Raw genomic sequence first — 26769 nt, 5'->3', positions numbered from 1 at the left:
GCTAGTTCGCTAGCATAAAAATTTAGATGCAACTGAATGAAAGAAATAGCTTACTAAAAATTAAGCAATATCTTGTATGGTGTACCCATGAACCTGTATCAATTGTCTTTTCGAATCCTCCCCTTATTGATGTGTATGGGTCTTAGTTCATCAATTTGTTTAGCAAAAAACTTATCGCTTTTGTTAGATAAAGATTTACAAGAATCATTAATTACAATCAATGGAAAAGAATTTATTGAAAAGAACCAAATAAAGACACTTGCCAATAAAAGCTATCAATATTTTTCGGTTAAGAAAGAAAACGGAATGATTTATGAAGCGTATATCAGACAATGCGCAGGTGATTACTTAAAAAATCTTGATAAAAAAGAAACAAAAGCATTCGACATCTGTACTCATGAAGTTATGGATAGTTTAGATGAATTAATGACCCAAACCAAAGCCTTACAGATCCATTTTACAGGTACGCAATATGTCTATGACGGCGATGAAAACTCTACCCTGTTCCATTATTATTCTTTTGTTCATGTTAAAAATTACTATATGACCAATGAGCAAAAACATCCAATGTATGGGGTAATATATCGCTGTAAAGTGAAAGCTGAGACAATGGGATTAGAGGAATTTGTTGAGTATGCGAAAAATAATTGTACCAATACAATGGCTGTATCAGCCTCATCCTCTTTGAAATGAGCGCCGATAATTCCGCATACTATTAGCCCTTGATTTAAAATGCTCATCTGACTGCAATAGCTTATTCATTAAAGGAACTTAAGTATGTATAAAGTAATATTTTACCTATCAATGTAATCAATATAAAAGCACATATTTCATCATAACAAATTGTATAAAAAAGATTTTTCAACCAATCAACAAATTTATTGCGACATTTTCTCTATTCAAAAAAGTCAATCAATTGCGCTATTTTCGCTATTTTGTATTTCAGGATTTGGCTTTATTCTGAAAGATAGAATGGAAAAAGCATAGAGATGTCCTGACCTGGGATTTCTGGATTCAATAGATGGGAGCAGTAAGTTGAGTAATATATTACAGTCTAAAAATGATGGGATACAATTTCCAATTCAATCCGGCAAACAGGCTCCCAGTACGACAAATACAGCAAAGAAAATTCTATATGCCGCATTGAGTAGCGTTGATTCTCCACTTGCATCACAACTTAAAGCAGAAAAAAATTGGAGAAAAAAATATCCAACTTACTTTCAAGAACTTGTAAAAACTGGAATTAGCTCAGTACATTATCCATTACTTATTGCCCAAAATGGTCTAGATGCAGCTAAAAATCTCTTCACATTTAATAGAGCTGGTCAACAATCGACGTTAGAACAAGCTATGTCTGATATTAAAGACCAACCTTTTGATAACTATGTTTTAAAGGGCGTAGGTAATTCTGCGATTGAACCTTGGTATATTCCTTTCAATGGAGAAAAATTACAGGGTCAATCGTTACTCAAACAAATAGATCGCTGGGAAAATCAAAAAGTTATCGAACCTAGTCATGCAAAAGCACTACGCCTACTCCAAGCCCATCCTGAATGGTTTGATCTATCTTCACGGACGATGGTGTTGTTCGGTGCAGCTTCTGAAGCGGGTCCTCTCAGTTGGTTGGCAAAATGGCGTGCCAATATTATTGCGATTGATTTACCAAATCCTCAAATATGGGAAAAAATTACTCAAACAGTTGAGCAAGGTAACGCGACATTGATCGCTCCACAGATCAGCTTAGCCAATAAAGAGAAACAGCTCGGTGCCAACCTATTAACCCAAACTCCAGAAATTGCGAATTGGCTGAATACCTTTGCAGAAACCTTAGACCTTGCAGGTATTGCATATTTAGATGGTGAAAAACATGTCCGTGTTTCAATCGCCATGATTAGCATTATGGAGCAAGTGAGCAAACAAAAAGCGGACAGCAGTATCATGTTTATGCTGACGCCAACTGATATTTATGCGATTCCAAAAGCTGTAGTGAACTCCATACAAGAAAAAACTCAACAGCGTCCAATGATAGAAAAGTTACTCACTCGATCTATTCACAATATTTCCTTGACTAACTTCTTTAAACCAAATGCAAAGCAGTTAATCCAATCTGATAATGGTCAACAGTACGGTATCTCCGATTGTATGGTCATTGAACAAGGGCCGAACTACGCCCTTGCTAAACGCCTACAACAATGGTTTGCAATACGCAGCCGTGCACGTGGCCAAAAAACGGTCATCAATATTGCACCCTCTACAACAACACACTCCGTGGTTAAAAATCCAATTCTCAAAGCTGCCTTTGCTGGTGCAGATTTATTTAAAGTAGAAACATTCAGTCCAGAGACGACCAATGCCATCATGGCAGCACTTTGGGTACATGATTTAAATAATCCAGAAAGTGCGACCAATCCAACCAAACAGTTAAATCATCCTTTAGATTTGATTATGGAAAATGCCAATCATGGTGGCTTGTGGCATGTACCTTACTTGGCGCGAACGGCTTTACCCTTTGCAGCTGCATATGGTTGGATAAGAGAAAAGTTCTAACAAAAAGTTATTTTAAGCTGAGCGAGAAAATGTCTAATGCATTCTCTCGCTCTTATTTTATGCTAAAGTTATTGCAAATAATTATCATTACTATGCATAATTAATGAAATTTCACTTAATTATGATAGGTAAATTGACAATGATTAAGCAAAAAGTGACTTCAAACGATAACAATATACTCAAACAAAACGATCATATGAGAAATCTCGAACAGACCGAGATGACAATCACTGCAATTTCAAGGCCATTCCCAAGCATTTTAAGAGTTCATAGTAAAATTAATACAAATCAACCAGATATGTGGGATAAGCCAAATTTAGCTGTCCGTATTGAAGTTTCTGAAAATTTAACCCGTGTTTATACTATTCGCTCATTTAATCGTGATCACCACGAAGTAGAAATTGATCTGATTGAACATGAAGATGAGAGCCCTGCAATGCAATGGATACATCAAGCCAAGGTAGGAACAAAAACGCAGCTGATTGGACCAAGACCACATTTTGTTCCAGATTTTGAGGCAGAAAAGCATATCGTGATGTTTGCTGATGACACCGCCCTTCCTGCCCTTTATTCAATCTTGCAACATTGGCAAAACAATATAACTGCAGATATTTTTGTTGAAAGTCATGACGCTAATATTTGCGAATACCTCCCAAATCAAGAAAATGTCCAAATACATTTACTGCAAAGAGAACGCCAAGATCAAGCAGGAAAAATGGGGCTGTTGCTAAAAACTGCCTACCAATTTAAAGAAACAAATGATCTAGTTGTTTGGGCTGCATGCGAACGGAATGAAGCCAGAGCAATTCGCAAATTCTTTTTAGAGGAAAAGTCACTACCTAAAAAAGATGTACAAGTGACAGGTTATTGGAATGTTGGTCTTTCAAGTACGATTTTAGATGAAGTTCGGTTGGAATATTATCAAAAGCATTTGGAAGCAGGAAAAACACTAGAAACATTTGATGATTTAGATATGCCTGTATAAAAACGTTAGAGATTTAACAAGAGAGTTTTAAAACTCTCTTGTTTTTTTATCGATACTTATCAGTACTAAATTTAGTTGTTTTGAGTCATTTCATCCCATTCTAGAAATGGATTGTCAAAGCTTTTCCACGCATTTGCCCCTAGTGCCATTTCTTCATCATTTAATAAGCAAGCATTGAAACTTTGAATCAGTTCAGACTGATTCATTTCCATTCCAATCAAAACAATTTCTTGTCTGGCATCTCCTGTTAGATCATCCCATTTCTTTTCAATAGCTTCGCGACTGTGTTGATCTTCTGGCCAATGTTCATCAGGTACAGCTGCCCACCAATAACCTGCAACCCCGTGTCTCGCCATAGCGCCGGCTTGAGACCAAGAACCTGCAAACTCTGGGTGAGACGCTAGCCAAAAAAAGCCCTTTGAACGAATCACCCCTGGCCATTCAGATTGGACAAAATCAAAGAAGCGTTGCGGATGAAATGGTCGTCGAGCACTATAGACAAAGCTGCTTATACCATACTCTTCAGTTTCTGGTTGATGTTCCCCTCTAAGCTCTTTTAGCCATCCTGGTGCTTGAGCTGCTTCGTGAAAATCAAATAAATGCGTATTCAATACAGAATTAAGATCAACCCGTCCGAATTCTGATGTTTCGATTTTTGCTCTTGGGTTAAGCGATTGGAGAATTCCAAATAGTCTGGCTTTTTCTTGTTCGTCGACTAAATCGACTTTATTCAATACGATTACATCACAAAATTCAATTTGATCAATTAAGAGATCGACGACATTCCGTTGATCTTCTTCACCTAATGATTCTCCTCGAGATTGTAAACTGTCTAGCGAACTATAGTCTTTTAGAAAATTATAAGCATCAACCACGGTCACCATTGTATCTAGTCGGGCAAATTCATTTAATGAGATACCATTTTCATCTTCAAAAGTAAAAGTTTCAGCAACAGGTAAAGGCTCAGAAATACCTGTTGACTCAATCACCAATTGGTCAAAACGTTGATCTTCGGCTAAACGGCGTACCTCAAGTAATAGATCTTCTCTCAAAGTACAGCAAATACAGCCATTACTCATCTCAACCAATTTCTCATCTGTTCGTGATAGCTCTGCTCCACCTTCTCGAACTAAAGCAGCATCAATATTAATTTCAGACATATCATTAACAATTACAGCAACTTTCCTACCTTCTCGATTGTTTAAAATATGATTTAGTAGTGTCGTTTTTCCTGCACCCAAAAAACCTGATAATACTGTTACAGGAAGTTTTGATGGAGTGGCTAAAGAATGATTCATTGGCGTTCTCACTGTTTAAGTTTTTTAGAATCCATACTCAAAAGCACGGAAGATTTAGACCTAATATTCTTTAATGATTAGGATTGAGAATTGGCATGTTTTGCTTTCATTCGGTTTTACCCATCGTGTTGAGATGTGAGAGAACAGAATTAGAAAAATCTTTCATACACGGTGATGATCTATAACGATGATCCATACCCCATGTACGATAACCAGCAGCATCAATATGAATTTGGCCTGATTCATAGACACCCAATCCCATATTCAGCGCTTCACCGTGATCTAACCAAAATTGGCAAAGTTTCAGTTTCGTTTCTTGGATGAATATTTGCTGTTTAGCATCTGGGTTCTGATCGCCAATTCGGAAATCTAAAGCTGCATTAAAAACATGTCTTGAACTTCCAGCTCCACCAGCACACTGATTTAATAAATTATTTCGATAAACGGAGGTCACTGTGAAATTTTGAATCACTTGCTGCTCAACCAACTGATTCAAAATATTCAATGTTGGAATAATGTTGTTCCAAAGTTCTTGATGAGGAACTTCATATTCATTGGCATGGCACTTTTGCCAATCCTTAGCAGTCTGTAGAAATTCATAGTCAGGAATATAAAAAACCAGCCCCTTATTTTTTAAAAAAGTTTTATAGGCCTTTATCTGTAGCTGATGTTCAATTTGGCCTGACCATTTTAAATATGAAGATGGAGCCGTATTTTGTTGTGAAAAATTGGAAATACTATTGATCTTATTCGTAAAAGATGAGCTTTTAATAATAGGATGAACCGTTTGTTTAGGGTTTTGGGTATTGTATTGACATGCTGAAACACAAAAAATAAAACCTAAAAGATAAATATTCCTCATGTCGATACACCACCACCCAGTCATCAAAGTACAGATGGCAATTTTAGCACCATCAATTGTTATGTTATAACATAACAATTGATGGTGCAAGCTCAAACATTAAACAAATAACTCTTAGATGCTTAGAGCTGAGCCTGATCTCCTTTTATTCTTCGACGAATTTCTTCACGCCACTTTGCAGCATTATCTTGTTGCTTATTCAACACGACACCAAGCATATAAGCGGTTACCGCAGCACCAATGAGTGCGATCCCACTTTCATAAATGATATCAATGACAAATTCAAAGATGCCCTCTGATAAAAAGCTCAATGCACCTGAATATTTAAGAAATTTTGCAATCGCAACAATCACAATGCCTAAAAATGCACCAGCCCAGAGAAAAAATTTATGGATATTGATTGGAGCTGTTATTTCATCAATTTGATCAGGATATTCACGGTAATATTCCACCTCCTCATCCGTAACTTCAGGCGAAGATTTGAAGAATAACCGCATAAAAAGCGCATCATGATCTAGCTTTAAGCCTTTTTTCATTCTCATCATCTATATTTTTAAATTGATAACATATTAGCTATTTTTGCTTTGCTAATAAATAAACGCTTAAGCTAAACATTTGAGGCCTAATATAAAAAAATCCTTAAAATTATTAAGCAAAATTTAACGGTAAAATGCACAAAAATATGGCTATAATGATGAAATTTAATAATTATTCATGTAAAAAACTTATCATTATTCATTAAAAATAATTAAGTGTCCTCTTTTAAAAAAAGATTTCTTTGTTATAGTATTTCTCCAATGGTTTCCATAAAGAGATCAATCGGGTGTTGATGCTTGGAAGATTGCTTGGGTTCTATGCAATCTTTTTACAAATCGCTGTGTTCTTACAGCCATTGCTGCCAGAGAAATATCAAGTTTCTCCAGTATGCGAGACTATTACCCAAATTTTATTACAAGACCATCATTCTACCTCTCCGCTCCATAGCCATCATCATATTGCTGCTCAGCATAATACTGTACATGAGCATCAAGCTTTTTCAGCTGAAGTTAAAACGTCGGCAAGTCACCATCACCACCATGATGCAAACCATCAGTGTCAATACTGTGTGGTGTATAGCCATGTATTGCCTTTACCAGATGTCGATCTAAAGCAAATTCTAGTCCGAATTCAGGTTCGATTTCTGGCTTTTATTGAAAACTATTTCCATGTTTTCTTTCAGCTTCAACAACTCTTTCTCACTCCTCAAGGTCGAGCACCTCCTCTCTTAATCTCATTCTGACTTGAAGCTCAAAACTTTTTAGTTTTGAAAAACTTTTATTCAAGAGATTATTGTCATGTTTTCTTTTTTTAATCATACGCATAATTGGGTAGAGCTTTATTCAACCTCAAGTTTATCTCATCAGCAACAAGATGAGGTGCTGTCATGACTTTAGGTTTTACTGCACTCGAACTGGCGCGAATACAATTTGCTTTTACCGTTTCTTTTCATATTATTTTCCCTGCAATCTCTATCGGACTTGCCAGCTTCTTAGCGGTTTTAGAATGGCGTTGGCTACGGACCAAAGACCCGATTTATAAAGACCTGTTTAAGTATTGGGTCAAAATCTTTGCGGTTGCCTTTGGTATGGGGGTTGTTTCTGGTGTGGTGATGAGTTACCAGTTTGGTACTAACTGGAGTGAGTTTTCCCGCATTGCTGGAAGTGTCACAGGCCCACTTCTCACCTATGAAGTCTTGAGTGCTTTCTTCTTGGAGGCTGGCTTCCTTGGCATCATGTTGTTCGGTTGGGGTCGTGTCAGTCCCAAAGCCCATTTCTTTGCCACCTTAATGGTCGCGATTGGTACCTGTATCTCCATGTTCTGGATTCTCTCCTCCAACAGTTGGATGCAAACGCCTCAAGGTTTTGCGATCGAGAATGGCATTATTGTGCCAACCGATTGGTGGGCAATCGTCTTCAATCCCTCTTTCCCTTATCGACTGGTGCATATGGCAATTGCGGCCTTCATGGTTGCAGCGTTACTCGTTGCGGCAACAGCGGCTTGGCATTTGCTCAAAGGTCGCCGTGATGCCTTGGTCAAAACCTCGTTTTCGATGGCAATGTGGCTCATTTTGGTCTTAGCACCCTTGCAAGTTTTTGTTGGGGATGCACATGGTTTGAATACTTTAGAACATCAACCTGCCAAACTTGCAGCGATGGAGGGCCATTGGGAGACCAATTATGATGAAGGGATGCCACTCTACCTATTTGGTGTACCAGATATGCAAGAAGAACGCACCAAATATGCCATTGCAATTCCAAATCTAGGCAGCCTGATCTTAACTCACTCTATGGATGGCACGGTCAAAGGTTTAAAAGACTTTGCCCCAGAAGATCGACCAAACTCAACCATTGTATTCTGGAGTTTCCGTGTCATGGTGGGCTTAGGTATGCTCATGCTTTTGCTTGCCGTCGCTGGTGCTTGGCTCAGAAAAACTGGAAAGTTGTTTGAAAGTAAATGGTTTCACCGCTTTGCTTTAGTCATGGGGCCATCAGGATTTATCGCGGTACTCGCAGGTTGGTTTACCACTGAAGTTGGTCGCCAGCCTTGGGTGGTTTATGGCGTGATGCGTACCAAAGATGCACTTTCACCTGTTTCCGCCGAACAAGTTGGTCTGACCCTGATTATTTTTGTGGTGGTGTACTGTGTTGTGTTTGGTATTGGGATCTATTACATGCTGAAACTGATGCATAAAGGTCCACAATTTGTTGAGGCTGTGGATCTTGAGCCAGCAGGTCATGGACACTTCAAAACACCTATGCGTCCTTTAAGTGCGGTCGATGAAAGCATTGATCAACAAGACCCAACCAAAGAGGAGAAGCACCATGATTGATTTATCTTTGATTTGGGTCGGCATTATCGGGCTGGGTGTATTGATCTATGTCATTCTCGACGGCTTCGACCTCGGGATCGGAATTCTGTTCCCCTTCATTAAAAATAGCGAAGAACGTGATGTGATGATGAATACTGTCGCACCGGTCTGGGATGGCAATGAAACTTGGATGGTACTCGGTGGTGCAGGCTTATTTGCCGCCTTTCCATTGGTATATTCAACAGTGTTATCAGCTTTATATATGCCGATTACCTTGATGGTGATTGCACTGATTTTCCGTGGTGTTGCCTTTGAATTCCGTTTTAAGGCGAATCGTACCAAGCATTTATGGGATCAAGCTTTTATCTGGGGTTCAATTCTATCTAGCTTCTTGCAGGGCGTGATTTTAGGCGCTTATATTCAGGGTATCCAGACCACTAATGGTATTTTTTCTGGTTCAGGTCTGGACTGGTTAACTCCTTTCGCCTTATTTACCGGACTGGGCGTGGTTGCCATGTACGCGGCATTAGGTTGTGGTTGGCTGATTATGAAAACCGACCATGAATTACAAGACCAGATGTATGCGCTGATGCCTAAATTGATCATCTTACTATTTGTGGTCTTTGCTGGGGTCAGTTTATATACCCCACTGACTCATCCTGAAATTGCAGCCCGTTGGTTTGCCCTACCAAATCTACTGTATTTTAGCCCAGTACCCATCTTGGTCTTACTCTTTACATTCCTGATTTTAAAAGCATGTAAACAACGCCAAGAGTTAAAACCGTTTATCTTTACTTTGGCCTTAGTGTTCTTGGCGTTTACGGGTTTTGTGATCAGTCTCTGGCCGAATATCATTCCGCCTTCGGTCACCATTTGGCAAGCTGCTGCACCATATTCCAGTCAGAAGTTTGCTTTAATTGGTGCTGTGATACTGATTCCTATCATTATCGGCTATACCATCCTATCCTACTGGGTGTTTAGAGATAAAGTACGGGTTGGTGATACAGGTTATCACTAGGAGGCAGTGTAATGAAACTCTCTAAAACACAATGGTTTATCGTACTTTGGCTCGCTGGGTTTCTAGGTTTACTGGCGATTGCAATGTTCTTTAGAGTATTGTTAAAACTCGCTTATTAAGCTGACATTATTCCTTCCAATAAAAAGACTATACCGAGGTATAGTCTTTTTATTGGTATCAGGGAATTTAAGCCTCACGCAGGTTGCAGAACACCTTGGCTTTTCTGATTTATCTACTTTTTCATAGGGTTATAAACGTTGGGCAGCTATCGTGCCAAGTCAATTCCAATAAAATCTTGCGACCATGCTCAATCTGAAAATCGGCATGACTAAGCTGTATAAAAAAGCAAGTGAATTTCCGATAAAGGTAAATTCAGAATGTATATAAAGCATGCTAACATCAATATACTGACAATCCATCATGTCAAATTATTTGGAAGGGTTCCAATATGTTAAAAACACAACAGGTCAAAATAATACAAGAATTCAATGCGCCCATAGACAAGGTGTTTGCAGTTCTCAGTGAACATGAAAATCTCAACAAGATTTTTGCACCAGCAAAAATCACGCGTATTAGTAATGGCAAAGAAGCGCGAAATGGCGTGGGTTCTGCACGTAAACTTTCGATTCCTTTAGCGCCTTCATTTGTTGAAACTAACTTGGTTTACCAAGAAAATGAATTGATCGAATATGCAATCACCAGTGGTATTAGTCCAATTAAAGCACATCGTGGCGTTATGAGGTTTACCGATTTAGGCGGTGATCGCACTCGCTTGGATTACACCATTAGCTTTAAAGGCCGTGTTCCTTTGATTGGCCCAATTATTAAGGCTGCATTACAAAACGGTATCAACCGTGGTCTGAAAAAACTAAAATTTTAATGTTGTTTAGGTATTGCTCCTTGACGGTTTCGTTCTTACCGTCAAGGTTTACGCTATGCTTAAAGTGAAGATGTCACTGTGCCTAGAGGTTCTTTCCGAGTAATTGAATGCTCTGGCTTACGTAGTAAAATTAATGCTGAGATTGCGGCCAATAAGATCATAGGAATACTAGAGGCAATTACAACAATCTCACTTTGCCCGGTTCCGAGTAGATAACCTGCAACTAAAGGCCCTGCAAAAGCACCTAAGCGTCCTACAGCAACCGCAGCCCCCACTCCTGTGCCTCTCATTTCAGTCGGATAATACTTGGCAGCCAAGGTGTATAAAATTGACTGACAGCCAATCACGAACATCCCGCAGCTTGTAGCAAACAAGATAAAACTCGATGCGCTATTGGAATATGCCAAACCAATCAATGACGCGAGAATACCGGCATAAACACTGGCGACAATAAAGAATTTGTTGAGTCGGTCTAACATTAAGCCCAAGATCAACACGCCAATCGAACCACCTAAATTAAAACCAATCTGAATATAACTGGCTTGTTGCTTATCGAGTCCTAGTCCTGAGATTAACGTTGGTAACCAGTTCTGAAACAATGCTAAAACCAACAAGGTACCAAAAAAGCTGAGCCATAGACTAGACGTCACCACGACACGTGGTTTGGCAAAAAGGACATTCAACACACTTGGTTTTTGTGTAGTGACCTGAGGGATTTTGTTCAGATATGCTTTTGATTCAGGTAAAAATAAAATAAGAATAGGAACTAAAATTAAAGGGGCAATCCCGCCTATATAAAAGATATGTCGCCATTCATGATCTGCTGTCAGAGATAAAGCTACCACGGAAGTCAAAACACCTCCAATCGGCATACCGCAATACATCGCACTGACAGCCGTCGCTTTATACTTTTCAGGTACCGCTTCTGAAACCATGGTAATCACGATGGGCAAAGCCCCACCCATGCCGAGTCCAGTCAAAAATCGAACTAAAAGTAAGGAATTCAAATCCTTGCTAAAGGGCGTCATTAAAGACATCAAGCCAAAAATTGCAATCGAAGTGATAAATACTTTTTTGCGCCCAATCGAGTCAGCAATTCGACCTGCAATCAGTGCGCCAGGTAATGTGCCTAAAACGGCGGCACTAAACACCCAGCCCATCTCGGTACTGTTTAACAGCATTTCTGCTTTCATCCGTGGTGCAGCAACCCCCATAGATTGCAGATCAAATCCTTCAATAATGGCAAAAATGAAACAGAGGATGAGTGTAATCACGATTGCTTGTTTTGAAGCGCCTGCCTCTATATTGGTCTCTTTTAACATTGTTATCTTCCCTTTTTGATTCTTCCAGTTTATCGATCTAAAATTCCAAATATCGATTTAAATATCCTTTAAGCCGCTAAAAAGACTAGCAGAGCGAATATAGTTACGCAATATGTATTAGAATTATGCAATATGTAATTCGAATAACTTGAGGCGTCTCATTTGAAATATAAGAAAAAGATCATTTTTAAATCGCTATTATTAGCTCCAGTTCCCTTACTCTGCTTGATGGCTATGCTGTTTATTCTCATGAACAATGCGTTTAAATTCGGTTCAATATTTGCAGTTATTGTCGGGCATCTTCTGGTTTATTTGGCTTATTGCCTTTTGACCGTTCCATTTTCATTCTTGTTCTCGCTTGTCTTAAATTGTTATCAATATCTGAATTTTTTCACAATCTGCTTAAGCTCATTCGTCGTTGCGGCACCCTTTTTTACTCTTTTAGCTTGGGCTCATACAGGCCAACTCTCAAAGCAATGGTGGCTGGTCTATGCGGATATTTTTTCCTTGTTTATCGCTCTCATTCCAGCGATTTGTTACTGGCTGATTTTGATTCATCTTAAATCCCATCAACCAGATCGCATCGATTTATAAAATCTTTACTAAATCAGATAAATGCTGAATGGTATGTGTGATATTTAATTGCAACTGATTGGGTAAATTATTTGGGTTATACCAACAGGTCGAGATCTGACAAGAAGCAGCACCTTTCATATCCGCTTCAAGACTATCCCCAATGAACAGAACTTCTTCTTTCGCAATCTGGCTTCTATGCAAACAGGTTTCAAAAAAACGCTGATCCGGTTTTTCATAGCCAATGTCATCTGAAATATATAAATCAGAGAAATGTGGCAATAAGCCAGCCAAGTCTAAACGAGCTTTTTGTTGAATAAGAATGCTATTGGATGCAGCGAATAGCTTATATTTTTGACTCAAATAATCAATGGCTTCAACTGCACCAGCCTCAAGCGTATGCTGTTTGGCTAAATTGCCTTGAAAGGTATCACGGAAATGGTCATGGTTAAGTTCAAGGTTTAATGCCCGAAATAATTGTTTAAATCGATTATTAATGACATCTTGTACCGTAATTTGACCTAACTTCTGCTTTTCCCATAAATGATGATTAATGGCTTTATAGGTTGAATAAGTAGCATCATCATGATCTAAATTAAATTCAGCAAAAGATTGAATAAATGCAGCGCGGTTAGCAACGCTAAAATTCAACAAAGTATCATCAATATCAAAGAATATAGCCTTGTACATCAGAGCAATCTTACAACCGAAGCAAATATTGAGATAATTTTATTATACCGAGTGATAAAAGAGCAAGCCGATGTGGCCTGCTCAATACTCGATATTCTCGTCTGACTATGCGCTCAGTCTTTATCTCGCACCCACATCCAGATCAACACTGCTGCCATGCAGGCAATCAGTGGATAGACCACCCACGGATGTGGAATAGTCCATATCATAATACCCGCAGCAATACTCATACTCACAGTAGAGATATATTTTGCTTTCTTGGGAATACGTCTGTTTTCTTGCCATTCTTGAATAATCGGTCCGATAAAACGATGGTTGAGAAACCATTGATGGAGCTTTTCAGAGCCTCTGGCTGCAAAGAACACTGCTAACAGGATAAAATCAACCGTTGGTAGCCCTGGAATAAAAATGCCAAGAATCCCTAAACCGATGCATAGCCAAGCCAGACAGATAAACAATAATCGCCACCACACTGAACGCGCTAACTTGCTTGCTGGCTGTGGTGTTGGCGATAAGGTCTCTGTTTTCATTTGATTATCCATGCGATTAACGTTCCCCATACTGAAAAGCTGTTACTGCCTGATCACTTATTTCAACTCATCGAGCTGGATTAATGCCTTTCCAAAATAGCCAAATGCATCTAAAGCGCCTTGCACCACACGATCTTGTAACACTTGGTCAAAATCAGCCTCATCAAGTGCCTCAACAAAACGTTTCCACACCTTTGCTCGACCTTCTGGATAAGCCGCTAGATTGCGCGCTGCAAATGTTTCGGAGAAACCTAACTGCTTCTGCGCTTGTTTAAACAGAAATGCGGCACCTAAAGTTGAGCCTTCTGATACATAGATCCAACCTAATGCTTCAGGCAATTTGACTTCAGCACTTTGTAATGTCTGACCTGCGGGCTGAATACCCAAATCTTGCAAATCATCAAAGGCTTGTTGTGAGCGGCCACGAATGCCCAGATCTGGAATCAGTCCAGCAACCCCCTCCTGTTCAAAAAGATGCTCAATTTCCTGCTGGAAATAATATTGCGACAAGGTAAATTGGGCGTATTTCTCCTTGCTTGAAAATACATCTGCTTGTGCCATTAACTGGTGCATACGTTCATGTTCTGCCGCTGTTTCTTGCTTTAGACGCTGAGAAAGGCGATTGGCAATCATTTGCTCTGTTGCTGCGTTCATGATTATTCTCCTAGAAAAAGAATAGGACTCATCGGTTAACGACTCCGACTGAGTTTGAGTTGCACTGGGAAATCCACAACAATCGCCACTGCGCGACCGTTGATCTTGTAAGGTTTGAATTTGGACTGAAGAGCAGCTTGTAGTACACGCTGATCTAGACTGCTAATCCCTGAACTTTGTTTTAATTGAATCTCGATGGGCTGACCGTTTTCATTGATACGTAGCCGTAATTCCACCACACGGTTTTGTTGTTTAAGTTCCCGATCATCGTAAGCAAGCTTGCCAAAGCTCAACACATCAACACTGCTGACCTGAACGGGCTCATCACGATCAACTTGGCTTTCAGGTGCACGAGCCAATTCCTGTTGCGTTGCTGCTATATTTACACCACCGGATTGGGATTGAGCCTGTCCTATTTGTTGTTTCGAATTTAGTGGATTGTCTGTCAACATTTGTGATGATTGATCCGATTGGGTCTCTTGTGTTGCTTTGCTTTCTGAAAGTTGAGCCGCTATTTCTGCTGTGGACTTCACGGCTAAAGTTTCAACTTTGTGGCTGCTCTGTTGCTTTGGCACTTCATGCATAGCACTCTGACTGCTTATCACTTTTTGTTCTGTGTTTTCAGTATTGGTCGGAGCAGCGCGATTGCTTGTTTGTTTTTCTAATGCGGGGATTGTTGATGTTTGGGCCACTTCAACTTTTGCTGTTGCTTGAGGAGATTCATATTCCGATGCTGATAAAGAGATAAAATGAATTTTCAACGCATTCACTTGGGGTGAAGCTGCCAAAGTATAAGGCTCAATAAGACGGCTCAATGACCACAGTCCCAATAGATGCAAAACAAAAACCAGAATGACTGTGATCCACTTTTGGTGAGCGCGCGTGAAAAACCAAACCATTGGTGCTTTGTTAGCAAGAACATCGTGCTGATCGAAGAATTTTGATTTCATCATCATCTTCCTAAAAACGATGCTCAAGCTTTAAGCTGACATTGTGTTTGTCATAGGAATACAACCAATCTACATTGCTGTTATTCCGGTTATAGCGATAGGTCAGATTCGGCGTCATGCCATAAAACTGGAAACGAGGCATTTGCAGTACAAAGGTATAGTTCTGTTCAAAATCTTGACGACGAGTTCCAAATGTTGCCGTATATCGATCAAACTGACGCCAGCGATATGAACCCAATATAGTGGTAGTTAATCCAGCACTCCACGGTTTACTCAAGCCTAAACGAACACCTTGTTGTTGGTAGGCTGCCATATATTTTTCTTGGGTATCATGATCTAAGACATCCAAGCCACCAAACAGTGTCCATTGTTCAGGTAGAATTTTCCAAAATGTCAGCATGGCTGAACTTTCTTTACCATCTAAGGTCTTATATTTTTGATAATTTAAATCTTTGATTTCAGCTTCAAGCTTGAGTGCTTTATCGGCGGAGATAAATCTCATCCATTCTGCGCGCGCACCCCAAGCATTGTACAGGCCATCATTGGCATAACGCTTATGCTCAAATAATGGTGCAATTGTGATCTGATTTTTTAAATCAAAAAAACTATAGCCTGCATTGATATTGAAGGTTGACTCATTAAAGTCAGCGTGGCCATCATAAGACTGTCCATAAGCCAAACCACGCAAGGAGAGACCATGATTTCCAGAAAGAGAAAAGCGTTTCATCAAACTGGCTTCATAGTCCATACCTGTTGCCGACTCGGCTTTAGGACTTCCACGGGTAATTTGAACAGGAATGACCTTACCATTTTTGTCAAAGCCATATAGCGTCCATGCTTTGCTTTGTTCAGAAGAACTATTCAGATTCGTGGCATACGTTGGTCCAATCGCAACACTGCCTTGCCATGCGTCACGTTGATCAAGGGCCTTAACAAACAGATTAACCGTTTGCTCAACCGCAGGTGGAATCACACCACGATCACTCTGCCCCAATTTGTTCTGAATCGATGTAAAAAGGCGTGCTGCTTGTTTGTTCTTCTGCTGTTCAAACAGCACGCGCGCTAACTCAAGTTCACAAATCAGATTATTGGGTTGTTTATTGAGACTGCTTTGGAATTTTTGCTCTGCTAATTTGAGCTTTCCTTGAGTACGTGCCAATGCACCCTCGGCAAAATCAGTTAAAGCTTGGTCATAGCCATCATATTGTTGATAATGCTTTAGATAAACGACAGCATTGCCCCATTGCTTTTGCATAACAGCCAAATATAAAGCTTTTGCCAGATCATCTTGGTTCTTCTCAACCTCAAATACTTGACCATTAATCACAATATTCGGTAATTCGTCTGTGCTCCGAATTACCCCTTGTTGTTGTAATTGATGCTGTTGTTGTAATAAATTCTGATCCAAGTTTTGATTCAGGCGAAGTTGTGTCTCATCATCTGCATAAAGTGATGAACTCGCCAATAAAATCAGACAGCACAGCAATGTTCTTTTCATAAAAACCGTAAAACACAAATAAAAGTCATCAAGCCATAAACAAGAAAAAGGAATCTACTGCTGTAGATTCCTTTCACCGTGATTAGTTTTTCGCACCACCAAAGGCAGTGTTATAAGCAGCATTATTAAACTCGGCAATACCCGCTAAAGCTGCAGCATTTGCACCAAAGAAGTGTCCTTGAACAATACCTGAATTATTTAGCCCAGCCGTACCATTTGCACTAGCGCCGCCACTGAATGCCGCAGTACGTGGATTAAATGTCACACCATTTAAGCTTAAGCTTGAAACTGCAGTCCCTGTTCCAGTTAATGATCCTTCTAAAGTACCTGCACCAAAGTTAGCAGTTAAATTACCACTTAGCAGATTGGTTGCTGAACCATTAATCCCTGCAACGGTATAAGTCGCCGTACCAGAGGTTGGTACTGTAGTATTGGTATTGTCACCTGCGTAATAAACAGTATGACTTGCACTTGCTGTTGTATCACCCGCTTTCCACCATTCACCAAAATAGACTTCCTGTGTGCCCACCTGACCAAAATTGAAATTACCTAAGGCACTATGTGAAGGTGGCATTGCCGAAACAGGAATATGGGAGATATTAAAAGTTTTGCTACCGACAGTCACATCAGTATTGCTTGCACCGCGTGCAGTGAACGCTTGTGCTAAACCTTTTAACGAGCTAAAACCTGTAAATGCATTGTAGGGTGCACCAGCCGCTTGTACAGAAACGGCTGCTGCACCACCTGGGTGGCTAGCATTTGCAGCAGCGCCAATAATGATATTGTTTTCATTACTTGAAGCACCATCAATACCTGCATGTGCAAACACAGCAGAACATGCAACAAGACCGATAAACAGTTGAGAGATTTTCATTTATTGTTACTCCATTTTTCTAAAGCTAAGTTATTGTTTCAATGAAGATAACGCTATCGTTATCTATTTAGTTATAGGAACAGTAAGATCTATAACTGCCCTGATTTTGTAAATAATAATCATTCAATATCATTATTTACCTTTATCTAATCTCGACTCATTAGAAAGTCGAAATTAAATTCTGTATTAAAACTTGGTGGTCCAGCTGACTTTCAAGGTACGGCCTGGTGCAGCCATTGCGCTTCGAGTTAAAGGATCAATATAGAACTGGTTCGAAAGGTTATTTCCAACAAATTCAACTGTGTTATAGGTATCAACTTGATAGCGTGCATAGGCATCAAAAATCCACGTATCATCCCAAGCGAGAGGCACATTGAGGTAATAGCCTTTATTGATACCTGCATCGTTATTTTTACGTAATGGGCTTTCATAGCCTTTGTAGAAAGTTGCTCGCGCACCAAGCTCCAATCTTTCATCTAGAAAGCGCGCGCCCAATAAAGCATGTGCGCTAAGCTCAGGTGTCGACATCGTCACCAGATAACCGTTTGGAAAACCATCATCGACGCAACGTTGATAAGCATCGCGGAATTGAATACCTTGATCTGTTTGTACGGTACCGCTATTAATCATTTTATTAATGGCACTATTACTGTCACAGACTTCATTTTTGAGGTTATAAGCCATGCTTAAATCAGTGAAGAAAGCACCATTATCAAAACGGCTTTGCAACTCAATACCAGAAAGCTTTTGCTCATCCATATTGGTAAAAATCAGATTTTGATTACGCTCAATTACGTTTTTGGTTTTGTTGTAGTAATAGGCCAACTTAATATCGGCATTGTGAGCTGAGCTGAGCCAATTCCGCATGTCATACACATAACCCACTTCATAGTTAAACGCATGTTCGGGTTTAATTGCTTGAGATGGCATCATCGCAGAGAAGCCAACCGTACTTTCAAATAAGCTTGGTAAGCGATATTCCTCTGCATAGCGTACATAAAGCCGATTATTTTCAGTCAAATGAATGGATGCGCCAAGTTGAGGTGCCCAACCACTGTCTTTTACTTTCTGAGCCGATTCAATCGGCGTTTGCTCAATTACAACAGGCTGGAAACCACTACCGATCACCACATATTTCTGCCCTAAGGCATTCAGTTGGTTTAATATATTATCGGCTAGAGCCAAATGACCATTTTCATCAGCTTTCCAAGTGAGTGTATTTTTCTGTGACCAAATCCGGCTGTACAAAGCTGTTTCTGATGCAGGCACCGTTTCTAAACGGCCATCCCAATCAGGATTGTTGGCTGCATAACGTTGCGTTAAAAGGTTTAGCATACGTTGTTGCTGAGCATCATAACTCTCAGGCATGGTTCGATATTCAAAGTTGTATTCTTTGACTTTACTTTTCTTGGTAAATAACGGATTTAACGAAGGATCAATACCATCTCTGATCGATTTATTTAAGAAGTCATCAAAGGCCCAATAAGAGCGATAACGCATACCCGCATCAAAGCTTAGCCAAGAAGCTGGTCGATAGTTGAAATTAAAATCAAAGGTCTTTTCTTCACGACGTCCCGCACGAGGTAAAGCTTGATATAAGGAATAACTTGGACCGTGTTCACCATAAATATCATCAGAAGTGAGCTTTTCTTTTAAGAAGCTTCCCCCCAAAGTTAAATCGAGCTGATTCGTTAATTGTGCTTTATTACTGATACTAATACCTTGGCGTCGATTGTCTGAATGACTGATTGCCGTATTGATCAGACGATTATCTCTAAAATCAATAATCGTTGGCCATCCACCCCGTGTATAGGTCTGGCTTTCGGTGTCGGTTTGCCAAATATTGGTATAGAAATCAATCCACTGATTATTCTCAGGTTTATATTTGTATTCTAAGCTATAGGCCTTAGAACGAATATCACTGAGTGGCCATTGCGGTACACCAATTTCAGGGGTTAACCCCCATTCAATTCGTGAGGGCATGATCTCACCAAATCTATTTTTGGTATCTCGATAAGTGAATTTCAGCGCTTGATCATCGCTTGGTCGATAACCTGCCTTAAATAACCAAGACTCCATCTGACTTGAGGTATTGGGGACTTCATTACCAGGTTTATAGGAATGCGCAAAATAAGGAATAAAATCAAGACTATTACTTGGCTCAGCACGTTTGTAATAGCCAGCGCCATGTGTACCTGAAAAATAATTGCCACGTTCACGAACGGCATAAACAGCCAATAAATCAAATTTATCCTGTTTCATTGCCAATGCGAGTCGGCCCGCTAAATCATCTCCCGAGAAGTTAGAATTATCATTGCGAGTTCGGTTCTTTTTATAAATATCTGGATCGTATTTTTGACCATTAATATCCTCCCACGGCGTCGTATCATTATAGTTTTTGCCGATTTTACTCATGTCGGGCAATGAGGGATCAATGGCGTTGGTAGAACCTTCTACTTTTAGTTCTGCGCCAAAGGTTTTACCCGGACGAACAATATCATCCGCTTCTAAGGTCTTAACCACAACACCACCACCGACTGAGGTTGAGGTGTTACGCTCTAGTGATGGTCCTTTAATCACTTCGATGCCTGCAATTAGATTGGGATCGATATAATTTCGGTTATTCACGCCATTGTAGCCACGCCACACCGCAATCGACTGCTCAGTACCGTCAATAGTTAATGGCACTCGACCTACGCCTTGCACACCACGTACACTCGGATCTAAAGCGCCACTATTCCGGGCATCACCACTATAAACCCCAACCATCCCTTGTAAAACATCGGCAGGATTGGTGCCTTTAAAACGCTCAATATAGTCTTTGCCTGCATAAACAGAAGATCGATTGGCATCATAGACTCGATTGCTGCCCTGAGTATCACGATCTTCTTGACCATAGACTACCATTGGCGTCAAACGAACAGAGATTTCGTCATCTTGAGCTTGAATCGAAGATGTATGATTCATCGCAGTTACTGAGGCACTTGAAGGTGCATTACTATTTTTAGCTGTCTTTTTTGCCAGTGTATAACCCTGTCCGACTTTGACTGCATAGAATGCCGAAGACGCTAAAATATGCTGAAAACCTTGCTCTAATGCAAAGTTACCTTTTAATCCTGAACTGTATTGCCCTTTTAATTGCTGTGCATCAATGGCAATTGAAGTCCCCGATTGTTCAGCAAACTGATTCAATACATTGGCTAAAGTCCCTGCAGGAATATTATAAGATTTTGCCGCAACGGTTTCTGCATAAGCATGTTGCATCGGTAAAGCTAAACTCGCAATACACACTGTATGTACAGCAAATGCGAGTGTTGAAAATCGAAATAAGTTCCGACTTCGCATTTGACCATCTCCGACTTTCTTCATTCTTGCCCACCCCAGTAAATGTAAATAAGAATCATTAAATCTATTGAGATAAAATGATCCCAAATTTATTGCTTCTACTTACTATGACGAGCAGCTTTGAAAAAAGTGGAACCTAAATTTTAAAAAAATTAAAAACTTTTTAATATGCATTCATTTGACTATGCATATACTGACTATTTTTTTAATGAAATTACAATGAGATAAGGTGTTATTTGATAAACTTTTAAGTTAGGAAATACTGTTGCTAATAATTTAAGTGCATCTTGAGTTTGGTCTAAGGGCAACACTGCATTTACTTGGATATCTTGTAATGCTTCAGCATTAAACAAGATTTTGCCTTTGTAGTTTTGATCTAATTCTTTTAACACCTGATCGAGCGGTAAATCCTCTACCATCAATTGATGTTTATTCCACTTTTGTTGTTCATTATAAATATTGAGTGCCGAAATTGGCTGCACTCCGTTCTGATTCATACTGACGGCTTGTCCCGCACTTACAATCACTTGTTGAGCTGAATAACCATTTGCTGCGGCTTGTACACGAACTCGCGAATGCAACATTTTTAATTCTGTTGCTGAAGGTGTAAATGCCACACTAAATGCCGTTCCAAGCGCTTGAATCTGCCCATGTTTGGTTTTGACTAAAAATGGGCGATTTGGATCTTTGGCAACATCAACATAAACCTGCCCTTGCACCAATTCGACCACTCTTTGCTTTGCTTGGAAATCAATATTGACTGCACTCTTGCCCCGTAGAATTAAGCGCGAACCATCTTGTAAGGTTTGTGTTGTCCACTGCGCCGAATCGCTTTGAATATCAGCACCGATATAGGCAATAGAGGTATCAGACACATAAAGGAAACTGCCACTGAGGATAACGAATGCAATGACAAATGCGCTCCCCGCACGAACATGCTTATACGCTTTTGCAGACCCTAAACCTGCTTTAAGTGCTGATTGAACCACTTTTTTATGCTGTGCTGTTTGAGATACTTTTTGGATTGAGCGAATACACTGCTCGATATCAGCTGCAATTTTTTGATGTTGCTGGCTGTTCTGTTTCCATTGATTAAACTGCAATTGAGCTTTTTTTCGGGTTGGCTCATCATCTGAGCTTAACTGCACAATCCATAATGCAGCCTCTTCAACCAGTTGATGATGGTCTTGTTTATCGATTGCCATTTAAATGCTGACATCCATTTCTAAACGAATCAGATAGCAGCGAGCCAGACAGTTTGCTAGATATTTCTGAATCATTTTGGTTGAAACACCCAATCGTTCTGCCGTTTCCTTATGTGTATAACCTTCAAGGTAATGCAATATAAATGCTTGTTGTGCTTTAGCAGAGACATCTTCTAATGCTTTACAAAGCTGATCCAGCGCCTGAATAATCTGCATTTGATCTTCTGGCGAAGCAACTGTATCCAGCATGTATTCCATCTGGCTCAAGCCATCTAAATAAGCCTGTTCTATGCGTTTGCGACGGACTTGGTCGATGAGTAAGTTTTTTGCTATTGAAGTAAGATAAGCGCGAGGTTCTTTAATGCCCAGCAGCTCATCGCGTGTTTGCAGTAATTTGATAAAGGTGTCTTGCACCAGATCAGCGGCTTGCTCAGTGTTGCCTATTTTTTGTCTCAACCATTGATGAAGCCAGCCTCTATGGTTTCTGTATAACTGATCTACAAGCATAGGGGTTTTGTTCACAATCATTTGACTCAAAACAAAGTGTGCTTAAATGATAATTATTATCATTTATAAAATCAAGAAAGAATCGCACAAACTTTAGTTGACTGTTATTTTTATAAGCACAAGTTGCATATGGCATCGCTGCAAGAATGTAGTAATAAGCAATAATCTATTGATTTAAAAGTGCTTCTACCCACAAAATCAGTTCATTCATATGCCGATTTCTACGCTTTAATTGTTCTTTGTCCTGAATGTAATAACATAATTCGGATTGCACACTTTCAGTTGCTAATGATTGCATCAATTTTGCCTGTATTAATCGACTGACCAATGTGTTTGAGCAAAATACCAATCCATTCGCCATCAGCGCTTCTTGAATACCAAAAATTTCTTGGTCAAAGTGCTGCACAGTTATATTTTTTTCCTCAAAAATATTTTTCTCAAGCCATGTTTGCAATGGCGGTTTAGGCAAATTCTTATTTTTCCATTCGGTGTTAAACAGCGTAATCGACTGTTCAGCCCAATTCTCTGTATATAGCCCTGCGGCTGCAAATACATTAAATGACTCATGTTTAATAATGTCTGTAGAGGAAACAGATGCAACAGCCCCATAGCGAATTGGCAGTGCATATAGATGATTTTCCAAACTTTCACCTGTAGAGATCTCAATCTCGATCTCTGGATGGAGTTGTGAAAAAGTCTGCATGGCTGGGATCAAAATCATTGCTGCCAAGGATGACGTTGTGGTGATCTTAATCACTCGGCTGGCGGTACTCACCTCTTCTAAAGCATCTTCAATAGTCCGAAATCCTTTAGATATTGCGATCGCTAATTTTTCGCCAGTCTCTGTTAAGCTGATTTTTCGAACCTGTCGATAAAACAAGTCCACATTTAAACGGCTTTCCAAATTGCTGACGTGATGAGAAATAGCAGTTGGTGTCAAAGACAACTCCTCCGCAGCCAATTTAAAACTGCCTAAACGAGCAGCAGATTCAAATGCTTTCAATGCTTGTAAAGAAACCTGCATTTTCAACACTCCATAAATAAGTTTTATAGATGAATTTAACTCATTCATAGCTGTAATTTACTGGTTTGTCTAGCCTCTAATGACCTCTTAAGATGAGTTTATCTTTTAATTCCTCAAGTGAGCGATCATGACAACCCTATTACATATTGATGCCAGTGTTCGAGCAGCTTTCAATCCAAATCCAAGTCATAACTCCATTTCCAAAAATATCGCGAAACGCTTTATTGAGACCTTACAACAGCAACAAGTGATAGATGAGTATATTTATCGTGATGTAGGCATGAATCCACCCGCTTTTATTAATCAAGACTGGATTGGTGCGGTGTTTAGCCCTGAAGAAAAAAGAACAACCGCGCAAAAGGAAATCTTAGCCTTATCTGATCAATTGATTGCCGAAGTTGCAGCAGCCAATCTCATTGTGATTTCATCACCGATGTATAACTATGGTATGCCTGCACAACTAAAAGCGTGGTTTGATCAAATCATTCGTATCAATAAAACCTTTGACTTTGACCTTGCGCGCGGAGACTTTCCACTCCAACCTTTACTGTCAGGTAAACGCTTGTTGATTATCACGTCAAGTGGAGAATTTGGTTTTAATGCCGATGGTATTCGTGCCAATCAAAGCCATCTTGTGCCGCATTTACGTACTTTAAGCAAATATTTAGGGGTTGAGCATATTGATGAAATTGCATCTGAATACCAAGAATTTGCAGATACTCGCCATCAAAAATCTTTAGACAAGGCATTCAATCAAGCAGAAATACTCGCAACAGAATTAGCACTTTCTCAGCAACGAAACAGCGCGTTGCATATGGAATATGAATAATTTCGGCATCTAAAATAAGTAGAAGATTAATGGATAGCGTGATTCTTATAGATCACTTTATCCATTTTCTGTTTAACTGTTTTACTGATGAAAATTCATGATTTAGCTTCTAAAGCATCAATCATCGCAAATGCGGTAACACGTGCAGAAAATGGATTCTGTCCTGTAATCAGGTTCGCATCACGCACGACATTGGGTAGAAATGGAATGAATTTTCTTTGATAAAGTGCGCCACGTTGTTTTGACAGTTCTTCAGCGTTATAAGGTACTTTCTTTGCCACACCAGCCAATACTTCTTCACACCATGCAAAACCTGTCAGCTTTTTCCCTTGAATTAAATATTGTCCATTTGATAACTGAACATTGAGCAATCCACAATAACCATGACAGACACTGGCAACAATGCCACCATGTTCATAAATATTTTTGGTGATGTTCTGCAATTCAGCATTGTCTAGGAAGTCCCACATGACCCCATGCCCACCGGTGTAATAGATTGCGTCATAATCTTGCCAGTTAATCTCAGAGGGCTTTTTGGTGGTTTCCAAGAGCTGCATAAAAACGGGGTCATTTTTACGTTTAAGCACAGAAGCATCGGCAACAAAACGTTCTAATGATTTAGGTTCTATCGGCGAATGACCTCCGTTTGGGCTAACAATATCTTGAATATAATGTTGCTTTTCAAACTCATCATAGGCATGCGTCAGTTCCCCTAACCATAATCCAGTTGGACGATCGATACCCTCATATTTAGAGACGTTGGTTACCACATGGAGAATACGTTTTGACATCTTTCACCTCTACTTTTTGATTTATTTTTAATCTTGCTTTTGCATCACTATAAGCTTAAAGTTTGCTTTAATGTCAAGAGAAAATCAGTAATGAATATTAGTGAATTATCTAAACAAAGTGGTTTAAGCACCCCAACCATTCGTTATTATGAGCAAATCAAGCTATTACCGAAGGCTAAACGCAAATCAAATGGCTATCGGGAATATAGTGAAAATGATCTCAAACAGCTATTCCTGATCCAACAAGCACAGCAAGTTGGCTTTTCTCTGACAGAAATTAAAGCGTTTTTACCATCGAATGTCTCTTCATGGAATCATGACATTCTCATTGGCTTGCTCGAAAGCAAGATCAAAGATATTGAAGAACTAGAGCAAAAACTGGCAGTGAGTAAGCAAAATCTGCAAATGATGATTGTGGCGATCAATAGCAAACCAGATGAAATTACCTGCGAAGAAAATGCACAGCGTTTGCTCAATCTGTACTATACCAACGACAAAGTCTAATACGTCACCGTCATCACAACGACTACTCATAAAGAAATCCACAAAAGTACTTGACCTTAAACCTCACTTTAAGCATAGCATCAATCTCAGGGATCAAATGAGGAACCTGTCATGTTTAAAGTTTGGAACTTTTCAAAGTGGTTGATTGGCATTTTTATGCTTATATTCATAACTAATATGACCTATGCAACCGAAGCTGCTCAACAACGCGTACAAGCTAAGCCAAAAGGCAAAATTTTGGTGGTGATGACCAACCACTCAGCTTATCCAACTCGATCAGATACGACAGGATTGTGGCTGACTGAACTCACCCATTTTTATGATGTAGCGCAAGCGGCTGGCTATGACATGGATTTTGTCAGTCCACAAGGTGGTGCTGTACCGCTAGATGAACGTAGTCTTAAGCCGATTTATGTTGATCAGTCAGCAAAAAAACACTTGGCTGATCCCCAATTCATGCAACGCCTAAGCAATACACTAGCACCCAATGCCATTGATCCTTCCCGATATAAAGCGATTTATTACACGGGTGGACATGGCACCATGTGGGATTTTCCCAACAACCAAGGCCTAAAGCAGATCAGCGAAAAGATTTATCAGCAAGGTGGTGTTATATCAGCAGTATGTCATGGTGTAGGTGGATTATTGTCGCTTCAAACCCCAATGGGTCAACCACTCATAGCAGGCCGTACTGTTACAGGCTTTGCCTATATTGAAGAGACTTTATCAGGAATTAAGTCCCAAGTTCCGTTCTCGTTGCAAGATGGATTAGTACAACGAGGAGCAAGATATAAGCATGCTTTCTTTCCATTTACTTCTTTTGTGATCGCTGATGATCGGATTATCACTGGGCAAAATCCACAATCAAGTAAAGAAATTGCAGAGGCAGTCGTTAAGCGCTTAAATACTTTAAATTAGACTTTTTTCTAAAAAAACCAGATTTGATTATCTGGTTTTTTTTAACATCTACGGGAGTTTAGCTTTATCTTATTTCACTTGAAAATGATTTGTTCCCTACATTTATTCAAAAATGCT

26 protein-coding genes are annotated in these 26769 nt (G+C 39.6%); 11 read left to right on the top strand and 15 right to left on the bottom strand.

The genetic code is table 11. From position 1 onward, the window contains the following. Positions 1-87 precede the first annotated feature (87 nt). The 3 genes from A7P54_RS06330 to A7P54_RS06320 all read left to right on the top strand — a co-directional run bounded on the left by A7P54_RS06330 (position 88) and on the right by A7P54_RS06320 (position 3532). A complete protein-coding gene (locus tag A7P54_RS06330) occupies positions 88-693 on the top strand; it encodes a hypothetical protein (protein ID WP_171549023.1) in 606 nt (201 codons plus the stop codon). 342 nt (positions 694-1035) lie between these two features. Further along, positions 1036-2547: a hypothetical protein gene (locus A7P54_RS06325; protein ID WP_171549022.1), complete on the top strand. Its 1512-nt coding sequence runs from the start codon at positions 1036-1038 to the stop codon at positions 2545-2547. A 139-nt stretch (positions 2548-2686) separates the two neighbouring features. Beyond that, positions 2687-3532: a siderophore-interacting protein gene (locus tag A7P54_RS06320; protein WP_171549021.1), complete on the top strand. Its 846-nt coding sequence runs from the start codon at positions 2687-2689 to the stop codon at positions 3530-3532. A gap of 71 nt (positions 3533-3603) precedes the next feature. Here A7P54_RS06320 and zigA read toward each other — a convergent pair whose 3' ends face one another. The 3 genes from zigA to A7P54_RS06305 all read right to left on the bottom strand — a co-directional run bounded on the left by zigA (position 3604) and on the right by A7P54_RS06305 (position 6228). Next, the gene (gene zigA / locus A7P54_RS06315; RefSeq protein WP_171549020.1) at positions 3604-4830 is read right to left on the bottom strand and encodes a zinc metallochaperone GTPase ZigA; all 1227 of its coding nucleotides are present in this window, start codon (positions 4828-4830) and stop codon (positions 3604-3606) included. Between the two features lie 106 nt (positions 4831-4936). Beyond that, the gene (locus A7P54_RS06310) at positions 4937-5692 is read right to left on the bottom strand and encodes a D-Ala-D-Ala carboxypeptidase family metallohydrolase (RefSeq protein WP_171549019.1); all 756 of its coding nucleotides are present in this window, start codon (positions 5690-5692) and stop codon (positions 4937-4939) included. A 122-nt stretch (positions 5693-5814) separates the two neighbouring features. Then, the gene (locus A7P54_RS06305) at positions 5815-6228 is read right to left on the bottom strand and encodes a hypothetical protein (protein ID WP_171549018.1); all 414 of its coding nucleotides are present in this window, start codon (positions 6226-6228) and stop codon (positions 5815-5817) included. Between the two features lie 293 nt (positions 6229-6521). Here A7P54_RS06305 and A7P54_RS06300 point away from each other — a divergent pair, with 293 nt between their 5' ends. The 4 genes from A7P54_RS06300 (at position 6522) to A7P54_RS06285 (ending at position 10438) form a co-directional block, all read left to right on the top strand. Further along, a complete protein-coding gene (locus tag A7P54_RS06300) occupies positions 6522-6971 on the top strand; it encodes a DUF2946 domain-containing protein (RefSeq protein WP_171549017.1) in 450 nt (149 codons plus the stop codon). Positions 6972-7115: 144 nt separating this feature from the next. Then, the gene (locus A7P54_RS06295; RefSeq protein ID WP_171549016.1) at positions 7116-8561 is read left to right on the top strand and encodes a cytochrome ubiquinol oxidase subunit I; all 1446 of its coding nucleotides are present in this window, start codon (positions 7116-7118) and stop codon (positions 8559-8561) included. After that, positions 8554-9558 (top strand): cytochrome d ubiquinol oxidase subunit II, encoded by a 1005-nt coding sequence (gene cydB / locus A7P54_RS06290; RefSeq protein WP_005313870.1) that lies wholly within the window; start codon positions 8554-8556, stop codon positions 9556-9558. Before A7P54_RS06295 ends, cydB begins: the two co-directional genes overlap by 8 nt. A gap of 448 nt (positions 9559-10006) precedes the next feature. Then, entirely contained in the window at positions 10007-10438 is a 432-nt protein-coding gene (locus A7P54_RS06285) for an SRPBCC family protein (protein WP_171549015.1), read from the top strand. A gap of 59 nt (positions 10439-10497) precedes the next feature. On the opposite strand, the gene mhpT is transcribed toward A7P54_RS06285, so the two are convergent. Next, positions 10498-11760, bottom strand: a complete 1263-nt coding sequence (gene mhpT / locus A7P54_RS06280; protein WP_171549014.1) for a 3-(3-hydroxy-phenyl)propionate transporter MhpT — start codon at positions 11758-11760, stop codon at positions 10498-10500. A 162-nt stretch (positions 11761-11922) separates the two neighbouring features. Between mhpT and A7P54_RS06275 the strand changes: the two genes are divergently transcribed. Further along, positions 11923-12354 carry a hypothetical protein gene (locus A7P54_RS06275; RefSeq protein WP_171549013.1) on the top strand — a complete coding sequence of 144 codons (432 nt, stop codon included), beginning with the start codon at positions 11923-11925 and terminating at the stop codon, positions 12352-12354. Here the strand turns inward: A7P54_RS06275 and A7P54_RS06270 are convergent. The 10 genes from A7P54_RS06270 to A7P54_RS06225 all read right to left on the bottom strand — a co-directional run bounded on the left by A7P54_RS06270 (position 12349) and on the right by A7P54_RS06225 (position 23610). After that, positions 12349-13023, bottom strand: coding sequence for a YjjG family noncanonical pyrimidine nucleotidase (locus A7P54_RS06270; RefSeq protein ID WP_033132814.1), 675 nt, complete (start codon positions 13021-13023; stop codon positions 12349-12351). The two genes, A7P54_RS06275 and A7P54_RS06270, sit on opposite strands and share 6 nt — an antisense overlap. Positions 13024-13136: 113 nt before the next feature. Beyond that, on the bottom strand, positions 13137-13583 hold the full coding sequence (locus tag A7P54_RS06265; RefSeq protein ID WP_171549012.1) for a YbaN family protein: 447 nt from the start codon (positions 13581-13583) through the stop codon (positions 13137-13139). A 27-nt stretch (positions 13584-13610) separates the two neighbouring features. Beyond that, positions 13611-14210, bottom strand: a complete 600-nt coding sequence (locus tag A7P54_RS06260) for a biliverdin-producing heme oxygenase (protein WP_085942818.1) — start codon at positions 14208-14210, stop codon at positions 13611-13613. Between the two features lie 32 nt (positions 14211-14242). Further along, positions 14243-15157, bottom strand: coding sequence for an energy transducer TonB (locus tag A7P54_RS06255; RefSeq protein ID WP_171549011.1), 915 nt, complete (start codon positions 15155-15157; stop codon positions 14243-14245). A gap of 10 nt (positions 15158-15167) precedes the next feature. Next, positions 15168-16631, bottom strand: coding sequence for a surface lipoprotein assembly modifier (locus A7P54_RS06250; RefSeq protein WP_171549210.1), 1464 nt, complete (start codon positions 16629-16631; stop codon positions 15168-15170). A gap of 106 nt (positions 16632-16737) precedes the next feature. After that, entirely contained in the window at positions 16738-17529 is a 792-nt protein-coding gene (locus tag A7P54_RS06245) for a Slam-dependent surface lipoprotein (protein ID WP_171549010.1), read from the bottom strand. Positions 17530-17715: 186 nt separating this feature from the next. Next, the gene (locus A7P54_RS06240) at positions 17716-20898 is read right to left on the bottom strand and encodes a TonB-dependent receptor (RefSeq protein ID WP_289846857.1); all 3183 of its coding nucleotides are present in this window, start codon (positions 20896-20898) and stop codon (positions 17716-17718) included. 173 nt (positions 20899-21071) lie between these two features. Beyond that, positions 21072-22079 (bottom strand): FecR domain-containing protein, encoded by a 1008-nt coding sequence (locus A7P54_RS06235; protein WP_171549009.1) that lies wholly within the window; start codon positions 22077-22079, stop codon positions 21072-21074. Continuing rightward, a complete protein-coding gene (locus A7P54_RS06230; protein WP_171494307.1) occupies positions 22080-22601 on the bottom strand; it encodes a sigma-70 family RNA polymerase sigma factor in 522 nt (173 codons plus the stop codon). It abuts the gene before it with no gap. A gap of 151 nt (positions 22602-22752) precedes the next feature. Next, entirely contained in the window at positions 22753-23610 is an 858-nt protein-coding gene (locus A7P54_RS06225) for a LysR family transcriptional regulator (protein ID WP_171549008.1), read from the bottom strand. A 127-nt stretch (positions 23611-23737) separates the two neighbouring features. Between A7P54_RS06225 and A7P54_RS06220 the strand changes: the two genes are divergently transcribed. Next, positions 23738-24439, top strand: coding sequence for an NAD(P)H-dependent oxidoreductase (locus A7P54_RS06220; protein ID WP_171549007.1), 702 nt, complete (start codon positions 23738-23740; stop codon positions 24437-24439). Between the two features lie 95 nt (positions 24440-24534). Here A7P54_RS06220 and A7P54_RS06215 read toward each other — a convergent pair whose 3' ends face one another. After that, the gene (locus tag A7P54_RS06215) at positions 24535-25230 is read right to left on the bottom strand and encodes a type 1 glutamine amidotransferase domain-containing protein (protein ID WP_171549006.1); all 696 of its coding nucleotides are present in this window, start codon (positions 25228-25230) and stop codon (positions 24535-24537) included. 90 nt (positions 25231-25320) lie between these two features. On the opposite strand from A7P54_RS06215, the gene A7P54_RS06210 reads away from it, so the two are divergent. Beyond that, positions 25321-25734, top strand: coding sequence for a MerR family transcriptional regulator (locus A7P54_RS06210; protein WP_005188404.1), 414 nt, complete (start codon positions 25321-25323; stop codon positions 25732-25734). A 111-nt stretch (positions 25735-25845) separates the two neighbouring features. Next, the gene (locus A7P54_RS06205; RefSeq protein ID WP_171549005.1) at positions 25846-26652 is read left to right on the top strand and encodes a type 1 glutamine amidotransferase domain-containing protein; all 807 of its coding nucleotides are present in this window, start codon (positions 25846-25848) and stop codon (positions 26650-26652) included. Positions 26653-26769 lie beyond the last annotated feature (117 nt).

It is taken from the genome of Acinetobacter sp. Ac_3412, assembly GCF_013072675.1.
In the GTDB taxonomy this organism is placed as follows: Bacteria; Pseudomonadota; Gammaproteobacteria; order Pseudomonadales; family Moraxellaceae; genus Acinetobacter; species Acinetobacter higginsii.
This window is presented reverse-complemented; position numbering and strand designations above follow the sequence as displayed.